Genomic DNA, 18,892 nt, shown 5'->3' with positions numbered 1-18,892 from the left:
ATATGGTCACTCTATTGTGTGATTTCAAGTTCTTCAATTGGAATATTCAGTTTCTCAAGTTGCGGTTTTAGACTCTTCGCGTCTCCCACAACTATGATTTGGTATTGGTTTGGATCGAACCACTTCGCAGCCAGCTCATTAAGCACCGATTTGTCGACCGATTCTACAATGTCATTGCGCTGCTGGAGGTAATCCTTATCCAAACTATAGGTTAAAATTGACGACAACAAACTGGCTTTTTGACTTGGTGTTTCGTAAGTCAATGCATCTTGTTGTCCCACAGCAAGGCGCATAAACTTTAGTTCTTCATCGGTCATACCATTTTGGCTGTAGTCTTTTAACTCTTTAATGAGCTCTTCAATTGAAGGAATCGTCGCGTTAGCTCTCACTTGAGCACTAAAGACAATCGCTCCAATTTCACGATTACTCGCGAAATAACCACTCGCACCATAGGTGTAACCTTTGTCCTCTCGCAAATTCTGATTGATCCTGCTATTGAAGTTACCCGCCAAATTAAAGTTAGCCAGTCGACTCAAATACAGCTCGCCCGTTGCGTCAAACGGCAACCCTCGGCGCACCAAACGTACAATACTTTGTGGTGCAGCTGGCTTATCTACCAAGAAGATATGTTGACCAGTTAAAGGCGCTACTGCTTCCGGACGAATCAGTGGTGCCGCTTCTCCGTTCCAAGACTGCCAAAATGCCAATTGCTTCTTGATCTGTTTCTGGGAAATATCGCCAACCACCACTATTTGAGCCCCTTGTGGTGTGTAGTGCTTGCGATAGAAGCGCTTCACGTCATCAAGCGTAATTGAAGCAATCGACGTTTCAGTACCATCAGATGAGCGGCCAAATACAGAGTCTCCAAACAACACCTCTCTTGTCGCTTGTGATGCCATCCAGCTTGGTTTCTGATGTTGGTAAACCAAGCCTTCTAGCGTTTGTGCTTTCAAGCGGTCAAAGTCTTCCTGTTTCATGGCAGGGTGGAATAGCGCATCCTCGAGCAGCGCTAAGGTCTCTGGCAAGTTCTTCGCTAGAGCCGAGACCGACACGCGTGTGGTGTAAGCTCCTGCGCTAAACCCAATTCGGCTACCTAATCGATCGAGCTCTGCTTGCAGTTCTTCCACGCTGCGTGTTGTGGTTCCTTCCTCCATCATGGAAGCTGTTAGCCCCGCTAAGCCCTCTTTTCCTTTCGCAACATAGCGATCGCCTGCAGGCAATTGGAAGTGAATCTCCACCGTTGGTGTTTCTCGTGTTTCTGTACCTAGTAGCTCACTGCCATTATCAAACTGCAAGCTGTAAAGTGCTGGCATCTTAGCTTTAACCCCTTCCGCTACTTTAGGCATAACGCTGCGATCAAAGGTGTCAACAGGTCGTCGGAATACCAATTGCTCTTCCGTCACTTTGCTATATTTCGGTAATGTTCTAGGCGGAGTCACGAAGTTAGCAGGCTCTACCGCCATATCTTTACGGCCTTTAGGCACCACACTCAAGGTTACTTTATGCTTATCGTTGATGAAGGTGTCGTAAGCATTAGCCACATCCTGAGGAGTAACCGCACGTATCTGCTTTAATTGCTGTTCTAAGCGATCTGGTTGCCCAAAGAAGGTTTCGTTAGAGGCTAACTGAGAGACCTTACCTTTGACACTTTGCAGTGCGAAAACAGCGCCTGATTCAGAAAGGCCTGTGATCTGTTTCAGCCTCTCTTCACTGATGCCTTGTTTTTCAAACTCATTTAACGTCGCTAACAACTCGTTGTATAGCGCTTTTAGACCATCTTTATCTGTTGAAGCGCCCATAGCGTACACGTAGAAGTTACAAGCTAGCTCATTACAATCGTTGAATGCCCCAGCATCGAGCGCCTTTTGCGTCTTGATTAGTTTTTGATACAACAAGCTATTGGTGCCACCACCGATGGCGTCAGCCATTGCCTCGAGCACGGCTTGATCTTTTGCGCCTCGATAGCTCGTCGTAGGCCAACCAATCACTACCATCGGCTGACGAATACGATCTTCTAACGTCACGTAACGATCGTTTGGCAGCACTGCTGGCTGTTTTGGTGCTTTGTCGACTTCAGGTCCTCTCGGAATAGAACCGAAGTATTTTTCTACCCATGCCAATGTTTGTGCTTTATCGATGTCACCACCAATGGTGAGCACGGCATTGTTTGGTCCATACCAACGTAGGAAAAATGCTTTAAGATCATTCACGTCAACACGATCAAGATCTTCAACATACCCAATTGGCTGCCAAGAATAGGGGTGCCCTTCAGGGAACATGGCTTCACCCATTTTCTCCCATATCAGGCCATAAGGACGGTTATCGTAGTTTTGAGCACGTTCGTTTTTTACCGTATCACGCTGAATTTCAAACTTTTTCTGAGAAACTGCTCCAAGCAAAAAGCCCATACGATCCGCTTCAAGCCACAACATTTTCTCTAATTGGTTAGATGGAACAGTTTCAAAATAATTAGTGCGATCGCGCGTGGTCGTACCGTTTAAAGTGCCACCCGCTTCGGTAATGATCTTAAAATGTTGCTGATCACCGACGTGTTCTGAACCCTGGAACATCATATGTTCAAAGAAGTGTGCGAAACCGGACTTTCCGACCTCTTCACGAGCCGATCCCACATGATAGGTGACATCCACATGTACTAAAGGATCCGAGTCATCGGGCGCTAAGATAACAGTGAGGCCATTTTCCAAACGGTATTTAGAATAAGGAATCATGACCTTGTCTGGGTCAGCTTTGGCCTCTTCAATTAGAGTGACACCTTTAGGTAAAGCACTACTGGCTTGATTTGACGGTTCGTTACTACTGCAACCGTATAGAAAGACCAGCGATAGAACGCCGAGCCAGATCTTTTTCATAAATGCTCCTTAGAAAAGACCGTAGAAGATAGCGGTCAGCGCGATATAACGTAGCGCTTTACCAATTGCAATAAGCACAACACATGGCAGAAACTTCATCCGCAGCCAACCTGCTGCTAAACACAAAGGGTCGCCAATGACGGGTAACCAACTCAATAATAACGTCCAGTAACCATATTTCTGTATCCATGCCATGGCTTTATGACCATGTTTCTCTTCCTGAGTTCGATTTGGCAACCAAATACCAATCCAGTAGTTGGTTAACCCTCCAAGAGTATTACCTATGGTAGCAACCAAAATCACCATGGCCGGAGTGTATTGTTGCAAACTTAAGGTTGCCACTAGCCCGGCTTCTGAGCCACCTGGAAGTAAGGTCGCACTTAAAAACCCAGAAATAAAAAGAACCGCGAGTGCGGAGTCGGCAAACCATGACTCCGCTAGGTATTGAGAAAATGTTTCTAGCATTGCATATCAAGTAGGACTTTGCCGCGAGTGCGGCTGGTTTCGACTTGTTGGTGAGCCTCAACCACTTGTGAATAAGGGAAAACGTGCTGAATTTCGGTTTTTAACAGTCCAACACCTACCATATACAGTAAGGTTTCCATTTGTTTGGTATCGGGAGACACTAGCATTCCACTCGCTTCAAAACCAAGAAGTTTGGCTTTTTCGCATACTAGCTCTGCCGTAATCGTCGGAATGGTGATAACTCTAGCATTATCTTTAAGACACTTAAGTGCATCTAACGCGACATCACCACCGACTAGGTCAATCAGTACATCGACATCGCTTAGTCGCTCTGAAGCTGGCGCGAATTCATAATTGATAGCATGAGCGCCTAATGTAGCCAAATAATCGAGATTGCGCTCACTGCAAGTGGTGTACACCTCTGCTTTAGTCGCCACTGCTAGTTGAACCGCGATGTGACCAACGCCACCTGCACCCGCTAGGATTAACACTCGCTCGCCCTCTTGCACCTGAGCTTTATTAATTGCTTGTGCTGCTGTTTGCCCAGCCAATGGCAACGCTGCTGCTGCCTCTAAGGCAACCGTGTTAGGCAACGCAGTAAGCTCTGTTTCGGGTACACACACATATTGACTATAACCACCCGCACGAAGAGGAAACCCAATAAATCCCACGACCTCTTGGCCTACTTCAAACTCCTGTGCGCCTTTACCTAAACCAGCAATTGAGCCCGAGATATCATAACCCGGTACCCAAGGTAAGTTATCTTTGTTTTCAGCTGCCGCCCACCCCAATCCAGCACGCGTCTTCACATCAATAGGATTAATGCCAGCATAGGCGACTTTTACCAGCACCTCACCGGCTTTTGGTTGAGGAATATCGACCTCCTGAAATGCCAATACTTCTGCTGAACCAAATTCTGGGATGACTATTTGTTTACACTTCATCGCGGCTTCCTCTTCCAATTTGAGATTCCATAGTAACGAAATACCTGTTTGAGTCTAGATTATCTTTTCATCAACCCACATCCAGTATGTAACAAATTCAATCACTTTTGTGACTCATTATCTTGGCCTGATAACCAAAGATAAAAAAAAGGGGGAGCCTAAGCTCCCCCGATTAATACAATATGGATTCGCATTTAGCCTACCAGAGCTAACAAGATACCTGCAGCTACTGCCGAGCCTAATACGCCAGCTACGTTAGGACCCATTGCATGCATCAAAAGGAAGTTTTGTGGGTTAGCTTGTAAGCCCACCTTATTTACGACACGCGCAGCCATAGGTACCGCAGAAACACCAGCTGCACCAATCAACGGGTTAATATCTTCTTTAGAGTATTTGTTAAGCAGCTTCGCCATTAACACCCCAGCCCCGGTACCGATACTAAAGGCAACAGCGCCGAGAGCGAGAATACCCAAGGTCTCAAAATTTAGGAACTCTTCTGCTTGAAGCTTCGAGCCCACACCAAGACCTAAGAAGATCGTCACAATATTGATGAGCTCATTTTGTGCCGTTTTCGATAATCGATCGACAACGCCCGCCTCTCGCATCAAGTTACCCAGACAGAACATACCCACTAAAGGTGTTGCTGAAGGGAGGAACAAGATAGTCATCAATAACACGGCCAATGGAAATAAGATCTTCTCACCTTTACTAACATGGCGAAGTTGCGCCATCTTAATAGTACGCTCTTCTGGCGTGGTCAGTGCTTTCATAATCGGTGGCTGAATAATAGGAACCAATGCCATGTAGCTATATGCTGCGACAGCAATTGCACCGAGAAGATCCGGCGAAAGTCGGCTTGCTAAGAAGATAGCAGTTGGGCCATCCGCACCACCGATGATGGCAATGGAAGCAGCATCTTGCATCGAGAACTCCATACCCGGTACATAGTTCAGCAAAATTGCACCAAACAAGGTGGCGAAGATACCAAACTGAGCCGCAGCCCCTAACCATAAGGTTTTCGGATTAGCGATTAATGCTCCAAAGTCAGTCATTGCTCCGACACCCATAAAGATGAGTAATGGGAAGACGCCAGACTCAATACCGATATAATAGACGTAGTACAGCAAACCACCCGGCTCGGTAAAACCAGCATTTGGAATGTTCGCTAAAATAGCGCCAAAGCCAATAGGTAAAAGTAGTAGTGGTTCAAAGCCCTTACGAATCGCTAAGAACAGCAAGGTGCATCCGACCAAGATCATGCAGATTTGGCCGAATTCAAAGTTAGCGATCCCTGTTTCTGACCATAAGGTCATCAATCCTTCCATGGTGCTCCCTTACGCTAAGCTAACAAGAGGTGCGCCTACAACAACAGCATCACCTTCTTTCACGTGTACATCTTGAACCACGCCGCTTTGCGCAGCACGCACTTCTGTTTCCATCTTCATCGCTTCTAAGATAAGTAGCACATCACCTTCTTGAACTTGAGCACCAGATGCAACATTAACTTTAAAGATATTCCCCGCTAACGGAGCAGAAACCGCTTCAACATTCGTTGCAGCAGCAGGTGCTGGAGTGGTGGCAGGTGCTACGGACGCAGGTGTCACTGAAGTAAGCTCACCTTTTGGACCCACTTCAACATCATAAACCTGACCATCGACTTTCACGCTATAAGACTCAATTCCCGCGGCACTTGCTGTTGGAGCTGCAACAGGGGCAGCAGGTTTTGCTTCTTCTTTACCAGGAGCAGGCTCAAACGCATCAGGGTTATGGCGATTTTTCAAGAACTTAAGCCCTACTTGAGGGAAGAGCGCATAAGTAAGAACATCATCCACTGTATCTTCGGCAAGGGAAATACCATCGGATTTTGCTTTTTGCAGTAGGTCTTCCGTCAATGTGTCGAGTTCCGCTTCCAATAAATCAGCTGGACGACAGGTAATCGCTTGGGCACCATCGAGCACTTTTGCTTGAAGTTCCGCGTTAACTTCTGCTGGCGCCTTACCGTATTCCCCTTTAAGCACACCAGCTGTCTCTTTAGTAATACTCTTATAGCGCTCACCCGTTAATACGTTGATCACCGCTTGAGTACCAACGATCTGTGATGTTGGCGTCACCAAAGGAATAAAGCCAAGATCTTCACGAACTCTTGGGATTTCTTCGAGAACTTCATCAATACGATCCGCTGCACCTTGTTCTTTTAGCTGCCCTTCCATATTGGTCAGCATGCCACCTGGAACTTGCGCAATAAGGATACGTGAATCAACACCTTTCAGTTGACCCTCCCATTTCGCATACTTCTTACGAACTTCACGGAAATACGCTGCGATAGGTTCAATCTGCTCGAGCTTAAGATTAGTATCACGTTCAGTGCCTTGCAGCATTGCCACAACGGTCTCTGTAGGCGTGTGGCCATAAGTCTGACTCATTGAAGAGATAGCCGTATCTAGAATATCTATCCCAGCTTCGACTGCTTTAACCGCCGTTGCCGTTGATAGCCCGGTTGTTGCATGACAGTGCAGCGCAAGTGGCACTTCACATGATGATTTTACGCGTGAGATAAGTTCTTCGGCTTCATAAGGTTTAAGTAAGCCAGACATGTCTTTAATACATAAAGAATGGCAACCTAAGTCTTCTAAGCGCTTGGCTAAATCAACCCATGTATCCGTATTATGTACAGGGCTTGTTGTATAAGACAGTGTACCTTGCGCGTGAGCACCAACATCAACAGCAGCTTTTACTGCTTTTTCAAAGTTGCGTACATCATTCATCGCGTCAAAAATACGAAACACGTCCATACCATTGGCATGGGCACGTTCAACAAATTTTTCCACCACATCATCAGCATAGTGGCGGTAACCCAATAGGTTTTGTCCACGCAATAGCATCTGCATTGGCGTGTTTGGCATGGCTTTTTTAAGTTCGCGTAAGCGTTCCCAAGGATCTTCCCCTAAGAAACGAATACACGCATCAAAGGTTGCGCCCCCCCAAGTTTCTAAAGACCAATACCCCACTTTATCGAGCTCAGCTGCGATAGGTAACATATCTTCAATACGCATCCGCGTTGCGAACAGAGACTGGTGGGCGTCACGAAGTACCACGTCCGTGATAGCTAGTGGTTTAGACATGCTCATTAACTCCTTTTAAGCTTTAACTCAATCTATTTAGCGGCCGAAGTGCGGTATTGATGAACAGCGGCAGAAATCGCTGCAACAACACTTGGGCTAACACCATTTGAGGGGGATTGTTGTGTTTTAATTTTTGTAGGAACTGCGATCGGTTCGGGCACTTCTTCTGGTACCAATTTCGACATTAACCGAACGAGATAAACGAGGATTGTTAGGAATACAAATACAACAGCCATACCCGTGAACATTAGGGCGGCTGCGTCTCCTAGCAGGCTTCCAATATTAGTCATGTTGCGTCCTTTCTTTGTCATCCTGACAAGTTACTCAATCATAAAACGTGGCGTCACTGCACACAGATTGACAAGCAATGGTTCTTGCATTGATCCATTGCAAGAGGTCTAGGATTATCTCGATTGGTGAAAGTTTGTCAATTTTGTTTAATCTACAGTCGTCATTAAAACGTCATTCAAATGAAAAACTATGATGAGCACGACAATTTATGGTGTATTTGTACTTACACAGAACTTCATACTATGACTCAACCATAGATTTCAACATAAACAAACTGGGGTTGGAAAACTGAGACAGGCTTAAAATTACCGCGATTTATCCTTAAAAAACATCACGTTGTAATCATAAGGTTATTGATATGATAAATTTTTGTTAATAAAAAACCCCGCCTAAGCGAGGTTTCTAAATAATGGCGCGCTCGGAAGGATTCGAACCTTCGACCGCCTGGTTCGTAGCCAGGTACTCTATCCAGCTGAGCTACGAGCGCGCAACAGGTCTTTGTACAGCTTATGCTATAACAGGCGTTGAATTAAGTTCTCACTTAAGTCTTTTACCTAAATAAATGGCGCGCTCGGAAGGATTCGAACCTTCGACCGCCTGGTTCGTAGCCAGGTACTCTATCCAGCTGAGCTACGAGCGCGCAACAAGTCTTTGTACAGCTTATGCTATAACAGGTGTTGAATTAAGTTTTCACTTAAATCTTTTACCTAAATAAATGGCGCGCTCGGAAGGATTCGAACCTTCGACCGCCTGGTTCGTAGCCAGGTACTCTATCCAGCTGAGCTACGAGCGCGCAACAAGTCTTTGTACAGCTTATGCTATAACAGGTGTTGAATTAAGTTTTCACTTAAATCTTTTACCTAAATAAATGGCGCGCTCGGAAGGATTCGAACCTTCGACCGCCTGGTTCGTAGCCAGGTACTCTATCCAGCTGAGCTACGAGCGCGCAACAAGTCTTTGTACAGCTTATGCTGTAACAGGTGTTGAATTAAGTCTCACTTAAATCTTTTACCTAACCTATCATTCGAAAAGAATGGCGCGCTCGGAAGGATTCGAACCTTCGACCGCCTGGTTCGTAGCCAGGTACTCTATCCAGCTGAGCTACGAGCGCGCAAGGTTGTGAAGCATATCACATTTAATTTCTTTTTGAACAAAAAAATTGACTGAAACAGTCAATAAATGGCGGTGAGGGAGGGATTCGAACCCTCGATACGGCTACAAACCGTATACTCCCTTAGCAGGGGAGCGCCTTCAGCCTCTCGGCCACCTCACCGCAGTATTTCTTTCCTAAGAGAGAAATGGCGCGCTCGGAAGGATTCGAACCTTCGACCGCCTGGTTCGTAGCCAGGTACTCTATCCAGCTGAGCTACGAGCGCGCAATATGTTCAATTAGAACAGCGTTATACAACACTTCGCAAGAATGGCGGTGAGGGAGGGATTCGAACCCTCGATACGGCTACAAACCGTATACTCCCTTAGCAGGGGAGCGCCTTCAGCCTCTCGGCCACCTCACCGTCTTGCGGAGGCACATATTACGATTTACCAAAAATAAGTCAAACATTTTCTTGGCAAAATTAGGAAAAAACAGACTAAGCGTTGGCAAATTAACCAAACCACCATTTAATCGTAGCTTTCCTACACAAAATCCGACTTAGTGCCTCTATTAAGCGACGAATTTTGCGCAACAAAAAGGCCGGCATAATGCCAGCCCTCTCAGTTTGGATTAGTAGTTGCCTGAAGCAACGTTACCATTTCCTTTTTCCGCCTGAATGCGCATGTAAATTTCTTCACGATGCACTGAAACTTCTTTGGGAGCGTTAACACCAATGCGAACTTGGTTACCTTTAACACCTAGTACAGTAACAGTGACTTCATCACCAATCATCAACGTTTCGCCAACACGGCGAGTCAGAATCAGCATTCTTTGCTCCTTGAGTATTCTCTAATTATCTTGCTACGAAACTTATTATCCAACAAAAGTTATATTTTCGTAAACTATCTTATGAAAAGTATTTACCCCAAATGTACCTGTTTTTCTTCTCTCATAACGGATTCACTGGTGATAATGTAGTTATCATGCAGTACGTTAGCCGCTTTGTCGATAGCTCCCGGTTCCATTACTAACGTAATTGAGTGCTTATCCTCACAAAAGTGTAGAACAGATATGTCTGATAAGTTGAGAAGTTGTTGATATTGTGATGCTTGCGCCTTTGCATCGGCGCCAACAAGCGTCAATAACGCAACCTCTTTAGTCGCTACCACTTTCTCATCAATAACCAGTCGAAGCTTATCGCAACACTCTTGCCCCACAAACAATTGCTTGTAGGTGGAATCTGTCACCCAATGGCAATCATCAACCCCTAGCATTTGGCGCTGTTTATCAACGATATCAGCGTGCTCTGCCATCATACATAGAGCCATTATTTGTTTTCGTATTGCTAAGCCACTAATTCCAGGCCTCGATTCCATGCCCGCGACTAAGGTCCCTTCGCCCGGTTCGAAACTCGACAACACACGAAGCGGCACTTGATGTTTCCATGCATAAGCAACACAAGGCAAATGTAAGACTTTCGCCCCTTTGTGTGCCATTTCATGCATGGTAGGAAAATCAATGGTATCAAGCCTTTCTGCTTTGCTGACAATTCTTGGGTCGCAACTGTAAACGCCATCAACGTCTGTGAATATCTGACACTCTTGAGCTACAAGCGCTCCGGCTAACGCGACCGCCGTCGTATCAGAGCCACCTCGACCTAAAGTCGTAATGTCACCAATTTCATTCACGCCTTGAAAGCCCGCCACAATGACAATTTTGTCCTGAGCCAAATAGTCATCAATCACACTGGTATCAATACTACTAATCGTTGCGTTGTTGTGGTTGTTGTTAGTGGTAATTCTTGCCTGTCCGCCAGTAAGAGAAACCGCTGCGTGTCCAAGTTTACTTAACGTCATGGATAGTAATGCCATAGAAATTTGCTCACCAGCAGATAACAAGACATCCAGTTCACGAACATTGGGTACTTTGTCGATCTGTTTAGCCAGATCAACCAATCGATTGGTTTCTCCTGACATCGCAGATACGACAACAACAACTTGTTTGCCCGACGCTTTAGCTCGAATTACATGCTCTGCAACATTATGAATGCGTTCTACAGAGCCAACAGAAGTTCCACCGAACTTTTGCACGATTAGTGGTCTTTTCACCAGTCTTCACCTTCCCAAGACAACTTTACGTTGTCGATTTTTGAAATTACGGCCAATTTAGCCGCTCCCTTATATTAAGCGACGTCCACACGCACACTTATTAAATCAGCTCTTCAGCAGGTATTATGCAATTGGTACTTTAAATGCACCGAGACCAAAAGCAACAATGCCCAATCAACGTACATTGATTGGGCATTTTATGATGTCGATTAAAGAGTTATAGACGCTCTTCTAACCAGCTACGAATCGATTTTAACGCTTCAGGTAGCGCTTCAACATCAGAGCCCCCTGCTTGCGCCATATCAGGACGACCGCCGCCCTTACCGCCAACTTGCTCGGCAACCATCTTAACAAGGTCGCCTGCTTTTACTTTGCCCGTAAGGTCTTTCGTCACACCTGCAATCAAACCAATTTTGCCATCTGCTACGTTCGCAATAAACGCAATACCGCTGCCCATTTGGTTTTTCGCATTGTCCATCATAGTACGAAGGTTCTTGCTATCTGCACCTTCTAGAGCTGCAACAAGAACTTGCGTACCCGCAATCTCTTCTACTTTGCCCATAATGTTGGCACTTTCAACCGCTGCAAGTTTATCTTTCAGTTGCTGAATCTCTTTTTCTAATGACTTAGCTTTACTTGCCGCATCAGTTAGTTTCTCTTCATATTGAGAAGCTTGAGCTTCGATAGCGTCTAGTGCCGCTTCACCAGTGACGGCTTCGATACGACGAATACCAGCAGCAATACCACCTTCCGATGTAATCTTGAACAGACCAATATCACCCGTATTGCTTGCGTGAATACCACCACAAAGCTCCGTTGAGAAGTCGCCCATAGATAGAACACGAACTTCATCATCGTACTTCTCACCAAACAGAGCCATCGCTCCCTTGGCTTTCGCTGATTCGATATCCATCACGTTAGTTTCAATAACGTGGTTAGTGCGAATCTGCGCGTTAACCAGACGTTCAACTTCTTTGATCTCTGCTTTCGTCATCGCTTCTAAGTGAGAGAAGTCGAAACGTAAGTTATCAGGCTTCACCAAAGAACCTTTCTGTGTAACGTGCTCACCAAGTACTTGGCGTAGTGCAGCGTGCAACAAGTGAGTTGCAGAGTGATTCAATGAAATAGCAGCACGACGCTGTGCATCAACAATCGCATCGACTTCATCACCTTTTGCTAGAACACCTTCGACAAGCTCACCATGGTGTGCAATCGCGTTGCCCAGTTTTTGGGTATCTTCTACTTTGAATAGACCAGCCGCTGTTTTCAGTACACCTGCATCACCACACTGACCACCTGACTCTGCATAGAACGGCGTTTGTTCTAGCACCACAATTGCTTTGTCGCCCGCTGATAGCGCATCAACTTCTGCGCCTTCAACAAACATAGCAGCAACAGAACTTGAACCTTCTGTGCCTGTGTAACCGCAGAATTCAGTGTCAGTATCGACTTTAATCGCAGCATTGTAGTCCGTGCCAAACTGACCGGCTTCACGAGCACGCTGACGCTGTGCTTCCATCGCTTTCTCAAAGCCTTCTTCATCGATAGTAAACTCACGTTCACGAGCCACATCGTTAGTTAGATCTGCTGGGAAGCCGTAAGTGTCATAGAGCTTGAATACTGTCTCGCCATCAAGAACCTTTTCATCACCAAGGTTATCAAGAGCTTCTGTCAGGATTGTCATACCACGTTCAAGAGTACGCCCGAAGTTCTCTTCCTCGATGCGAAGTACTTTTTCAACAACGGCTTGTTGCTTCTTAAGTTCTTCGCCCGCACTCCCCATAACAGAGGCAAGAGTACCAACAAGCTTGTGGAAGAATGCACCTTGCGCACCGAGCTTGTTACCGTGACGAACTGCACGGCGAATGATACGACGTAGTACGTAACCACGACCTTCGTTAGATGGCATCACACCGTCAACGATTAGGAATGAACATGAACGGATATGATCTGCAATTACGCGTAGAGATTGGTTTGATAAATCTTGGTAACCAATAACTTCAGCTGCAGCTTTGATCAATGTTTGGAACACATCGATTTCGTAGTTTGAGTGAACGCCTTGCATGATGGCAGAAATACGCTCAATACCCATACCAGTATCAACCGATGGTTTAGGTAGCGGTTCCATAGTACCGTCTGCATGACGGTTGAACTGCATAAATACGTTGTTCCAGATCTCGATGAATCGGTCACCATCTTCTTCAGGGGTACCAGGACGACCACCCCAGATGTGCTCACCGTGATCATAGAAAATTTCTGTACATGGACCACAAGGACCAGTATCACCCATTTGCCAGAAGTTGTCTGACTCGTATGGCTTGCCGCCTTTCTTGTCGCCAATGCGAACAATGCGATCCGCTGGCACGCCAATTTGCTTGTTCCAGATTTCAAACGCTTCATCGTCGGTTTCATAAACCGTTACAAGTAGGCGATCTTTTGGCAGTTTCAACGTTTCTGTTAAGAACTCCCAAGCAAAGCTGATAGCATCTTCTTTGAAGTAGTCACCAAAGCTGAAGTTACCCAGCATCTCAAAGAAAGTATGGTGACGAGCAGTGAAGCCAACGTTCTCAAGGTCGTTGTGCTTACCACCAGCGCGAACACAACGCTGGGCCGTAGTGGCACGAGTGTAGTTACGCTTTTCTAAGCCAAGGAAACAGTCTTTAAACTGGTTCATACCGGCGTTGGTGAAAAGCAGAGTTGGGTCATCGTGTGGAACCAACGATGAACTGTCTACGATTTGGTGCCCTTTGCTCTCAAAGAACTTAAGGAACGCGTTGCGAACCTCATCTGTGCTCATGTACATGCAGCTCTTCCTGAAATAATTCGAGTTAGATTTTGGGGACGTATTGTAACCCCATGAGTAAGGATTCGCCTAGTATTCTGGTAAAAAAGGCAGGAAACTGGAAGAAATTAGAGATTAATCGCGTTAGGACAAGTGGTTGCAGGTGAACTAAGGATTCTCAAGGGCATTTAGTGCATAGTTAATCTGTTCAAATGTGTAACCTCGATACTGCAAAAAACGCACTTGTTTGGCGTATTCTTTCGGATCTTTTGATTTTCCGAGTCGAAACTTTTTCTCCGCTGTTGTTTTAGCCAACTCGAACCAGTCCACTTGCTCCTCTAACATCGCTTCATCAACGACAGAATCTGAGACGCGCTTTTGGTTTAATTCTTGGCGAATTCTACGCTCACCATGACCCTTGTATACATGCTGACGAATTTGGCTCTTGGCAAAACGCAAGTCATCCAAATAGCGACAATCACGACAAAAATCTAACGCCGCTTCTACTTCAGATTCTTCGTAGCCTTTAAAAGCAAGTTTTTGATAAAGCTCATACTCACCATGGTCTCGACGACTCAACAATTGAATCGCGGCTTCTTTCGCTGACAATGATGGTGGTTTTCGTTGAAACATAGTCACTCGACGAACAAAGTACAGATACAACAAAGCCCTGCTCTGCAGGGCTTATCTCAATGAGGTTGTTAACGCTTACAACTCTTCAGCTGGCGCTTCACCTTGCTCTGGAGCTTCTTCCAGTGCTGGTGTTAGTAGCATTTCACGAAGCTTCGCATCAATCGTTTGTGCCGCTTCTGGGTTTTCGCGAAGGAATTTACATGCGTTCGCTTTACCTTGACCAATCTTATCGCCGTTGTAGCTGTACCATGCACCCGCTTTTTCAACAAGCTTATGCTTAACGCCTAGGTCAATAAGCTCGCCATAACGGTTGAAACCTTGGCCGTATAGAATTTGAGTCTCAGCTTGTTTAAATGGTGCTGCAATCTTGTTCTTAACAACTTTGATGCGAGTTTCGTTACCAACAACCTCGTCACCTTCTTTGATAGAACCAGTACGACGAATATCAAGACGAACAGACGCGTAGAACTTAAGTGCGTTACCACCTGTTGTCGTTTCTGGGTTACCAAACATCACACCAATCTTCATACGGATTTGGTTGATGAAGATACACATACAGTTAGACTGCTTAAGGTTACCAGTTAGCTTGCGCATCGCTTGAGAAAGCATACGCGCTTGAAGACCCATGTGGCTGTCGCCCATTTCACCTTCAATCTCTGCTTTTGGCGTTAGAGCCGCAACAGAGTCGACTACCATCACGTCAATAGCACCAGAGCGTGCTAGTGCATCACAAATTTCTAGAGCTTGCTCACCTGTATCTGGTTGAGAGACAAGTAACGAATCAATATCAACACCAAGCTTCTTCGCGTAGATTGGGTCTAGGGCATGTTCTGCATCGATAAACGCACATGTTTTACCTTGCTTCTGTGCCGCGGCAATACACTCTAGCGTTAACGTTGTTTTACCTGATGATTCAGGACCGTAGATTTCTACGATACGACCCATAGGAAGACCACCAGCACCTAGAGCGATATCTAGAGAAAGTGAACCTGTTGAAATGGTTTCAACGTCCATGGTGCGGTTATCACCAAGGCGCATAATCGAGCCTTTACCAAATTGCTTTTCAATCTGACCTAATGCAGCGGCTAACGCCTTTTGTTTATTCTCGTCCATTACTTTCTCCACAACTATCCTTTACGGATATAGGCTCTACGCAAGTTACTTGCTTTGGCAGTTTTCTAATTAGTGAGCGATGCATAAAAGCATCGCGATATGGTTTTATTATACTGTTGATTCATACAGTGTCTATACCTGTATGAAAATTTTTCCGACACAAACAGCAAATCGTTGATGCCGCGAGTGTTATTTTGTTAACAGTAAGGCTCGTCTTCCAATACGTGACGATACAATATCAATAGAGCATGCATTACAGCTTGCTGACGTACTGCGGCTCGGTCACCTTCAAACAAACAGGTTTCGACCTTGAGCCAACCTTGTTGTGAAGCCCACGCAAAGCAAACGGTTCCTACCGGTTTGTCTTCACTCCCCCCTCCAGGACCAGCAATTCCACTAATGGCAACGCTAAGCGTCCCTTTAGAATGCTGCAGCGCACCCTGTGCCATTTCAACAACAACGGCTTCACTCACCGCTCCATTCTGTCCAAGGGTTTCAGTTGCGACGCCAAGCATATCGATTTTTGCGTCGTTGCTGTAAGTAACAAATGCTCGATCAAACCACGCAGAGCTACCAGCAATATCAGTGATTGCCGTCGCCACACCGCCACCAGTACAAGACTCCGCGGTCACAAGGATATGATCTTTCTGTTCGAGTAACGCGCCTAGGTTGAAACTTAACTCTTCAATAGTGTTCATCTAGCAAACTCCTAAACAACTCAATGTTTGACAACGACCCCAAGCCATAGAGCCACTTTTTTATATTCCCTTTTCGCTCACGTCGGTTTCACGTATCCTAAGCAGCAATTGAAACAAGCAGCTAAAGATGTGACAGTGAAAGCGGAACAAAAACATACGCCAATGATGCAGCAATATCTGAAACTCAAAGCCGAGAATCCAGATATCCTGCTTTTCTACCGAATGGGTGATTTTTACGAGCTCTTTTATGACGACGCGAAACGTGCGTCTCAACTGCTCGATATTTCTCTAACCAAACGGGGCGCATCCGCGGGCGAGCCTATTCCAATGGCCGGTGTCCCTTTCCATGCCGTGGAAGGCTACTTAGCAAAACTGGTTCAACTGGGCGAATCTGTCGCTATCTGCGAGCAAGTTGGCGACCCTGCTACCAGTAAAGGTCCAGTAGAGCGTCGCGTGGTTCGAATTGTCACGCCAGGAACCGTTTCAGATGAAGCCTTACTATCGGAACGATTGGATAACCTAATTGCCGCAATCTACCACCAAAACGGTAAATTTGGCTATGCCACGCTAGATATTACCTCAGGTCGCTTTCAACTTTGTGAACCTAGTACCGAAGAAGCGATGTTGGCAGAACTGCAACGCACGGCACCTAAAGAGTTGTTATTCCCTGAGGATTTTGAACCCGTTGAACTGATGGCTAACCGCAATGGTAATCGCCGTCGTCCAATTTGGGAGTTTGAGATTGATACGGCAAGGCAGCAACTGAATCAGCAGTTTGGTACCAAAGATCTTATTGGGTTTGGGGTCGAGAAATGCCAACTTGGACTCTGCGCTGCAGGTTGTTTAATTCAGTATGTTAAAGATACTCAGCGCACGGCTCTACCACACATCCGTTCATTGACGCTAGTGAGCCAAGACCAATCTGTAGTACTTGATGCAGCCACGCGTCGCAACCTTGAGCTAACTCAGAATTTGTCGGGCGGACAAGACAACACGTTAGCCGAAGTCTTGGATCACACCGCAACAGCAATGGGTAGCCGAATGCTGAAGCGCTGGATCCATCAACCGATGCGCTGTATTAAGACTTTGAACTATCGCCTTGATGCTATCTCAGAACTCAAACAAGATGCGTTGTATACCGAGCTTTCGCCTACGTTGAAACAAATTGGTGATATCGAGCGTATCTTGGCACGTTTGGCACTTCGCTCTGCAAGGCCACGAGATATGGCTCGATTACGCAGTGCTCTGAACCTCTTGCCCGAGCTGGCACTAAGTCTTGAAACCGTTGCTCACCCATACTTGCTGCAACTGGCTCAATACTCCGCACCTATGGACAGCATGGCAGAACTGCTTGAGCGCGCTATCAAAGAAAACCCACCCGTAGTAATTCGCGATGGTGGCGTCATTGCTGATGGCTACAATGCCGAATTGGACGAGTGGCGTGATTTAGCTAACGGTGCGACGGCTTACCTTGAGAAACTGGAGCATGATGAACGAGATCGCCACGGTATCGACACACTGAAGGTTGGTTACAACAATGTACACGGCTTCTACATTCAAGTCAGTCGCGGTCAAAGTCACCTAGTACCACCGCACTATGTGCGCCGCCAAACCTTGAAGAATGCCGAACGCTATATTATTCCAGAGTTAAAAGAGCATGAAGATAAAGTGCTTAACTCTAAGTCTAAAGCGTTGGCAATTGAGAAGAAGCTATGGGAAGAGCTGTTTGATTTGTTGCTGCCACAGTTGGAACAACTGCAAAATCTAGCTTCAGCGCTATCGCAATTAGACGTTTTGCAAAACCTAGCTGAGCGTGCTGAAAGTCTCGATTATTGTCGCCCAGCCCTCAGTGACAATGCCGGTATTCTGATTCAAGGTGGCCGCCACCCTGTCGTTGAACAGGTGATGGATGAGCCATTCATTGCCAACCCTATCTCGCTCAACCCAGAGCGAAAAATGTTAATCATTACCGGTCCGAATATGGGTGGTAAGTCGACCTATATGCGCCAAACGGCACTGATTGCACTGATGGCTCACATTGGCTCTTATGTACCTGCAGAGTCCGCTGAAATCGGTTCACTGGATCGCATCTTTACGCGTATTGGGGCATCCGATGATCTTGCCTCTGGTCGTTCTACGTTCATGGTCGAGATGACCGAAACGGCAAACATCTTACACAATGCGACAGAAAACAGCTTGGTGTTAATGGATGAAATCGGCCGTGGTACCAGCACCTATGACGGTCTATCGCTAGCGTGGGCAAGTGCTGAATGGCTAGCGACCAAAGTTGGCGCTATGACCTTGTTTGCGACCCACTATTTTGAACTGACAGAAATGCCAAACCAGCTACCACATCTCGCTAACGTTCACCTTGATGCGGTAGAGCATGGTGACTCCATCGCCTTTATGCACGCGGTTCAAGAAGGAGCGGCGAGTAAATCCTACGGCCTTGCTGTCGCCGGATTGGCTGGTGTACCAAAAGCGGTCATAAAGAATGCGAGACAAAAACTCACTCAGTTGGAACAATTAGGTCAAAAGCCAACGACCAACGATTCTCCACAAGTCGACATTGCCAATCAGTTGAGTTTGATTCCAGAGCCAAGCGAAGTGGAAGAAGCTCTGGCACAAATCGACCCTGACGATCTAACACCGAGACAGGCATTGGAGGAGCTATATCGTCTGAAACGTTTGTTATAGAAGTAACGACTTGCTCTCTTGTTGAGATTTTTAGCAAGAGAGCAAACTTGATTATGCACTCATAATTGTCATAACT

At 46.1% G+C, this 18,892-nt stretch carries 13 protein-coding genes and 8 tRNA genes; 1 reads left to right on the top strand and 20 read right to left on the bottom strand.

Annotated elements, in window-relative coordinates; translation table 11 throughout:
* Positions 1 to 11: 11 nt before the first annotated feature.
* The 20 genes from JKJ11_RS02090 to pncC all read right to left on the bottom strand — a co-directional run bounded on the left by JKJ11_RS02090 (position 12) and on the right by pncC (position 16,119).
* Complete coding sequence (locus JKJ11_RS02090) at positions 12 to 2,870, bottom strand: M16 family metallopeptidase (RefSeq protein WP_252038685.1); 2,859 nt, start codon at positions 2,868 to 2,870, stop codon at positions 12 to 14.
* Positions 2,871 to 2,879: 9 nt separating this feature from the next.
* Positions 2,880 to 3,335, bottom strand: a complete 456-nt coding sequence (locus JKJ11_RS02085) for a YqaA family protein (RefSeq protein ID WP_031495418.1) — start codon at positions 3,333 to 3,335, stop codon at positions 2,880 to 2,882.
* Positions 3,329 to 4,279: an NADP-dependent oxidoreductase gene (locus JKJ11_RS02080; protein WP_252038684.1), complete on the bottom strand. Its 951-nt coding sequence runs from the start codon at positions 4,277 to 4,279 to the stop codon at positions 3,329 to 3,331. The genes JKJ11_RS02085 and JKJ11_RS02080 overlap by 7 nt, the downstream gene beginning before the upstream one ends.
* A 194-nt stretch (positions 4,280 to 4,473) precedes the next feature.
* Positions 4,474 to 5,604, bottom strand: coding sequence for a sodium ion-translocating decarboxylase subunit beta (locus JKJ11_RS02075; protein WP_006075160.1), 1,131 nt, complete (start codon positions 5,602 to 5,604; stop codon positions 4,474 to 4,476).
* A 9-nt stretch (positions 5,605 to 5,613) separates the two neighbouring features.
* Positions 5,614 to 7,401: a sodium-extruding oxaloacetate decarboxylase subunit alpha gene (oadA, locus tag JKJ11_RS02070; RefSeq protein WP_252038683.1), complete on the bottom strand. Its 1,788-nt coding sequence runs from the start codon at positions 7,399 to 7,401 to the stop codon at positions 5,614 to 5,616.
* Between the two features lie 32 nt (positions 7,402 to 7,433).
* Positions 7,434 to 7,691, bottom strand: coding sequence for an oxaloacetate decarboxylase subunit gamma (locus tag JKJ11_RS02065; RefSeq protein WP_006075158.1), 258 nt, complete (start codon positions 7,689 to 7,691; stop codon positions 7,434 to 7,436).
* A gap of 411 nt (positions 7,692 to 8,102) precedes the next feature.
* A tRNA-Arg gene (locus JKJ11_RS02060) sits at positions 8,103 to 8,179 on the bottom strand.
* A gap of 76 nt (positions 8,180 to 8,255) precedes the next feature.
* Positions 8,256 to 8,332, bottom strand: a tRNA-Arg gene (locus tag JKJ11_RS02055).
* A gap of 76 nt (positions 8,333 to 8,408) precedes the next feature.
* Positions 8,409 to 8,485, bottom strand: a tRNA-Arg gene (locus JKJ11_RS02050).
* Between the two features lie 76 nt (positions 8,486 to 8,561).
* A tRNA-Arg gene (locus JKJ11_RS02045) sits at positions 8,562 to 8,638 on the bottom strand.
* Between the two features lie 88 nt (positions 8,639 to 8,726).
* Positions 8,727 to 8,803 (bottom strand) — tRNA-Arg (locus JKJ11_RS02040).
* A 69-nt stretch (positions 8,804 to 8,872) separates the two neighbouring features.
* A tRNA-Ser gene (locus tag JKJ11_RS02035) sits at positions 8,873 to 8,965 on the bottom strand.
* Between the two features lie 26 nt (positions 8,966 to 8,991).
* A tRNA-Arg gene (locus tag JKJ11_RS02030) sits at positions 8,992 to 9,068 on the bottom strand.
* Between the two features lie 45 nt (positions 9,069 to 9,113).
* Positions 9,114 to 9,206, bottom strand: a tRNA-Ser gene (locus JKJ11_RS02025).
* A gap of 209 nt (positions 9,207 to 9,415) precedes the next feature.
* Entirely contained in the window at positions 9,416 to 9,613 is a 198-nt protein-coding gene (gene csrA, locus JKJ11_RS02020; protein WP_004415691.1) for a carbon storage regulator CsrA, read from the bottom strand.
* A 92-nt stretch (positions 9,614 to 9,705) separates the two neighbouring features.
* Complete coding sequence (locus JKJ11_RS02015; protein ID WP_252038682.1) at positions 9,706 to 10,893, bottom strand: aspartate kinase; 1,188 nt, start codon at positions 10,891 to 10,893, stop codon at positions 9,706 to 9,708.
* Between the two features lie 217 nt (positions 10,894 to 11,110).
* Positions 11,111 to 13,696 (bottom strand): alanine--tRNA ligase, encoded by a 2,586-nt coding sequence (gene alaS, locus JKJ11_RS02010; RefSeq protein ID WP_124940572.1) that lies wholly within the window; start codon positions 13,694 to 13,696, stop codon positions 11,111 to 11,113.
* Positions 13,697 to 13,843: 147 nt separating this feature from the next.
* Complete coding sequence (gene recX / locus JKJ11_RS02005) at positions 13,844 to 14,308, bottom strand: recombination regulator RecX (RefSeq protein ID WP_038228916.1); 465 nt, start codon at positions 14,306 to 14,308, stop codon at positions 13,844 to 13,846.
* 75 nt (positions 14,309 to 14,383) lie between these two features.
* Positions 14,384 to 15,421 carry a recombinase RecA gene (recA, locus tag JKJ11_RS02000; RefSeq protein ID WP_006073329.1) on the bottom strand — a complete coding sequence of 346 codons (1,038 nt, stop codon included), beginning with the start codon at positions 15,419 to 15,421 and terminating at the stop codon, positions 14,384 to 14,386.
* A gap of 197 nt (positions 15,422 to 15,618) precedes the next feature.
* Positions 15,619 to 16,119, bottom strand: a complete 501-nt coding sequence (gene pncC / locus JKJ11_RS01995) for a nicotinamide-nucleotide amidase (protein WP_006073327.1) — start codon at positions 16,117 to 16,119, stop codon at positions 15,619 to 15,621.
* Between the two features lie 135 nt (positions 16,120 to 16,254).
* On the opposite strand from pncC, the gene mutS reads away from it, so the two are divergent.
* The gene (mutS, locus tag JKJ11_RS01990; protein ID WP_252038681.1) at positions 16,255 to 18,816 is read left to right on the top strand and encodes a DNA mismatch repair protein MutS; all 2,562 of its coding nucleotides are present in this window, start codon (positions 16,255 to 16,257) and stop codon (positions 18,814 to 18,816) included.
* The last annotated feature ends 76 nt before the right edge of the window (positions 18,817 to 18,892 follow it).

The organism is Vibrio sp. SCSIO 43133, from assembly GCF_023716845.1.
GTDB classification, from domain to species: domain Bacteria; phylum Pseudomonadota; class Gammaproteobacteria; order Enterobacterales; family Vibrionaceae; genus Vibrio; species Vibrio mediterranei.
Note: the sequence above shows the minus strand (reverse complement) of the source record. Positions and strands in the feature narration are given on the sequence as shown.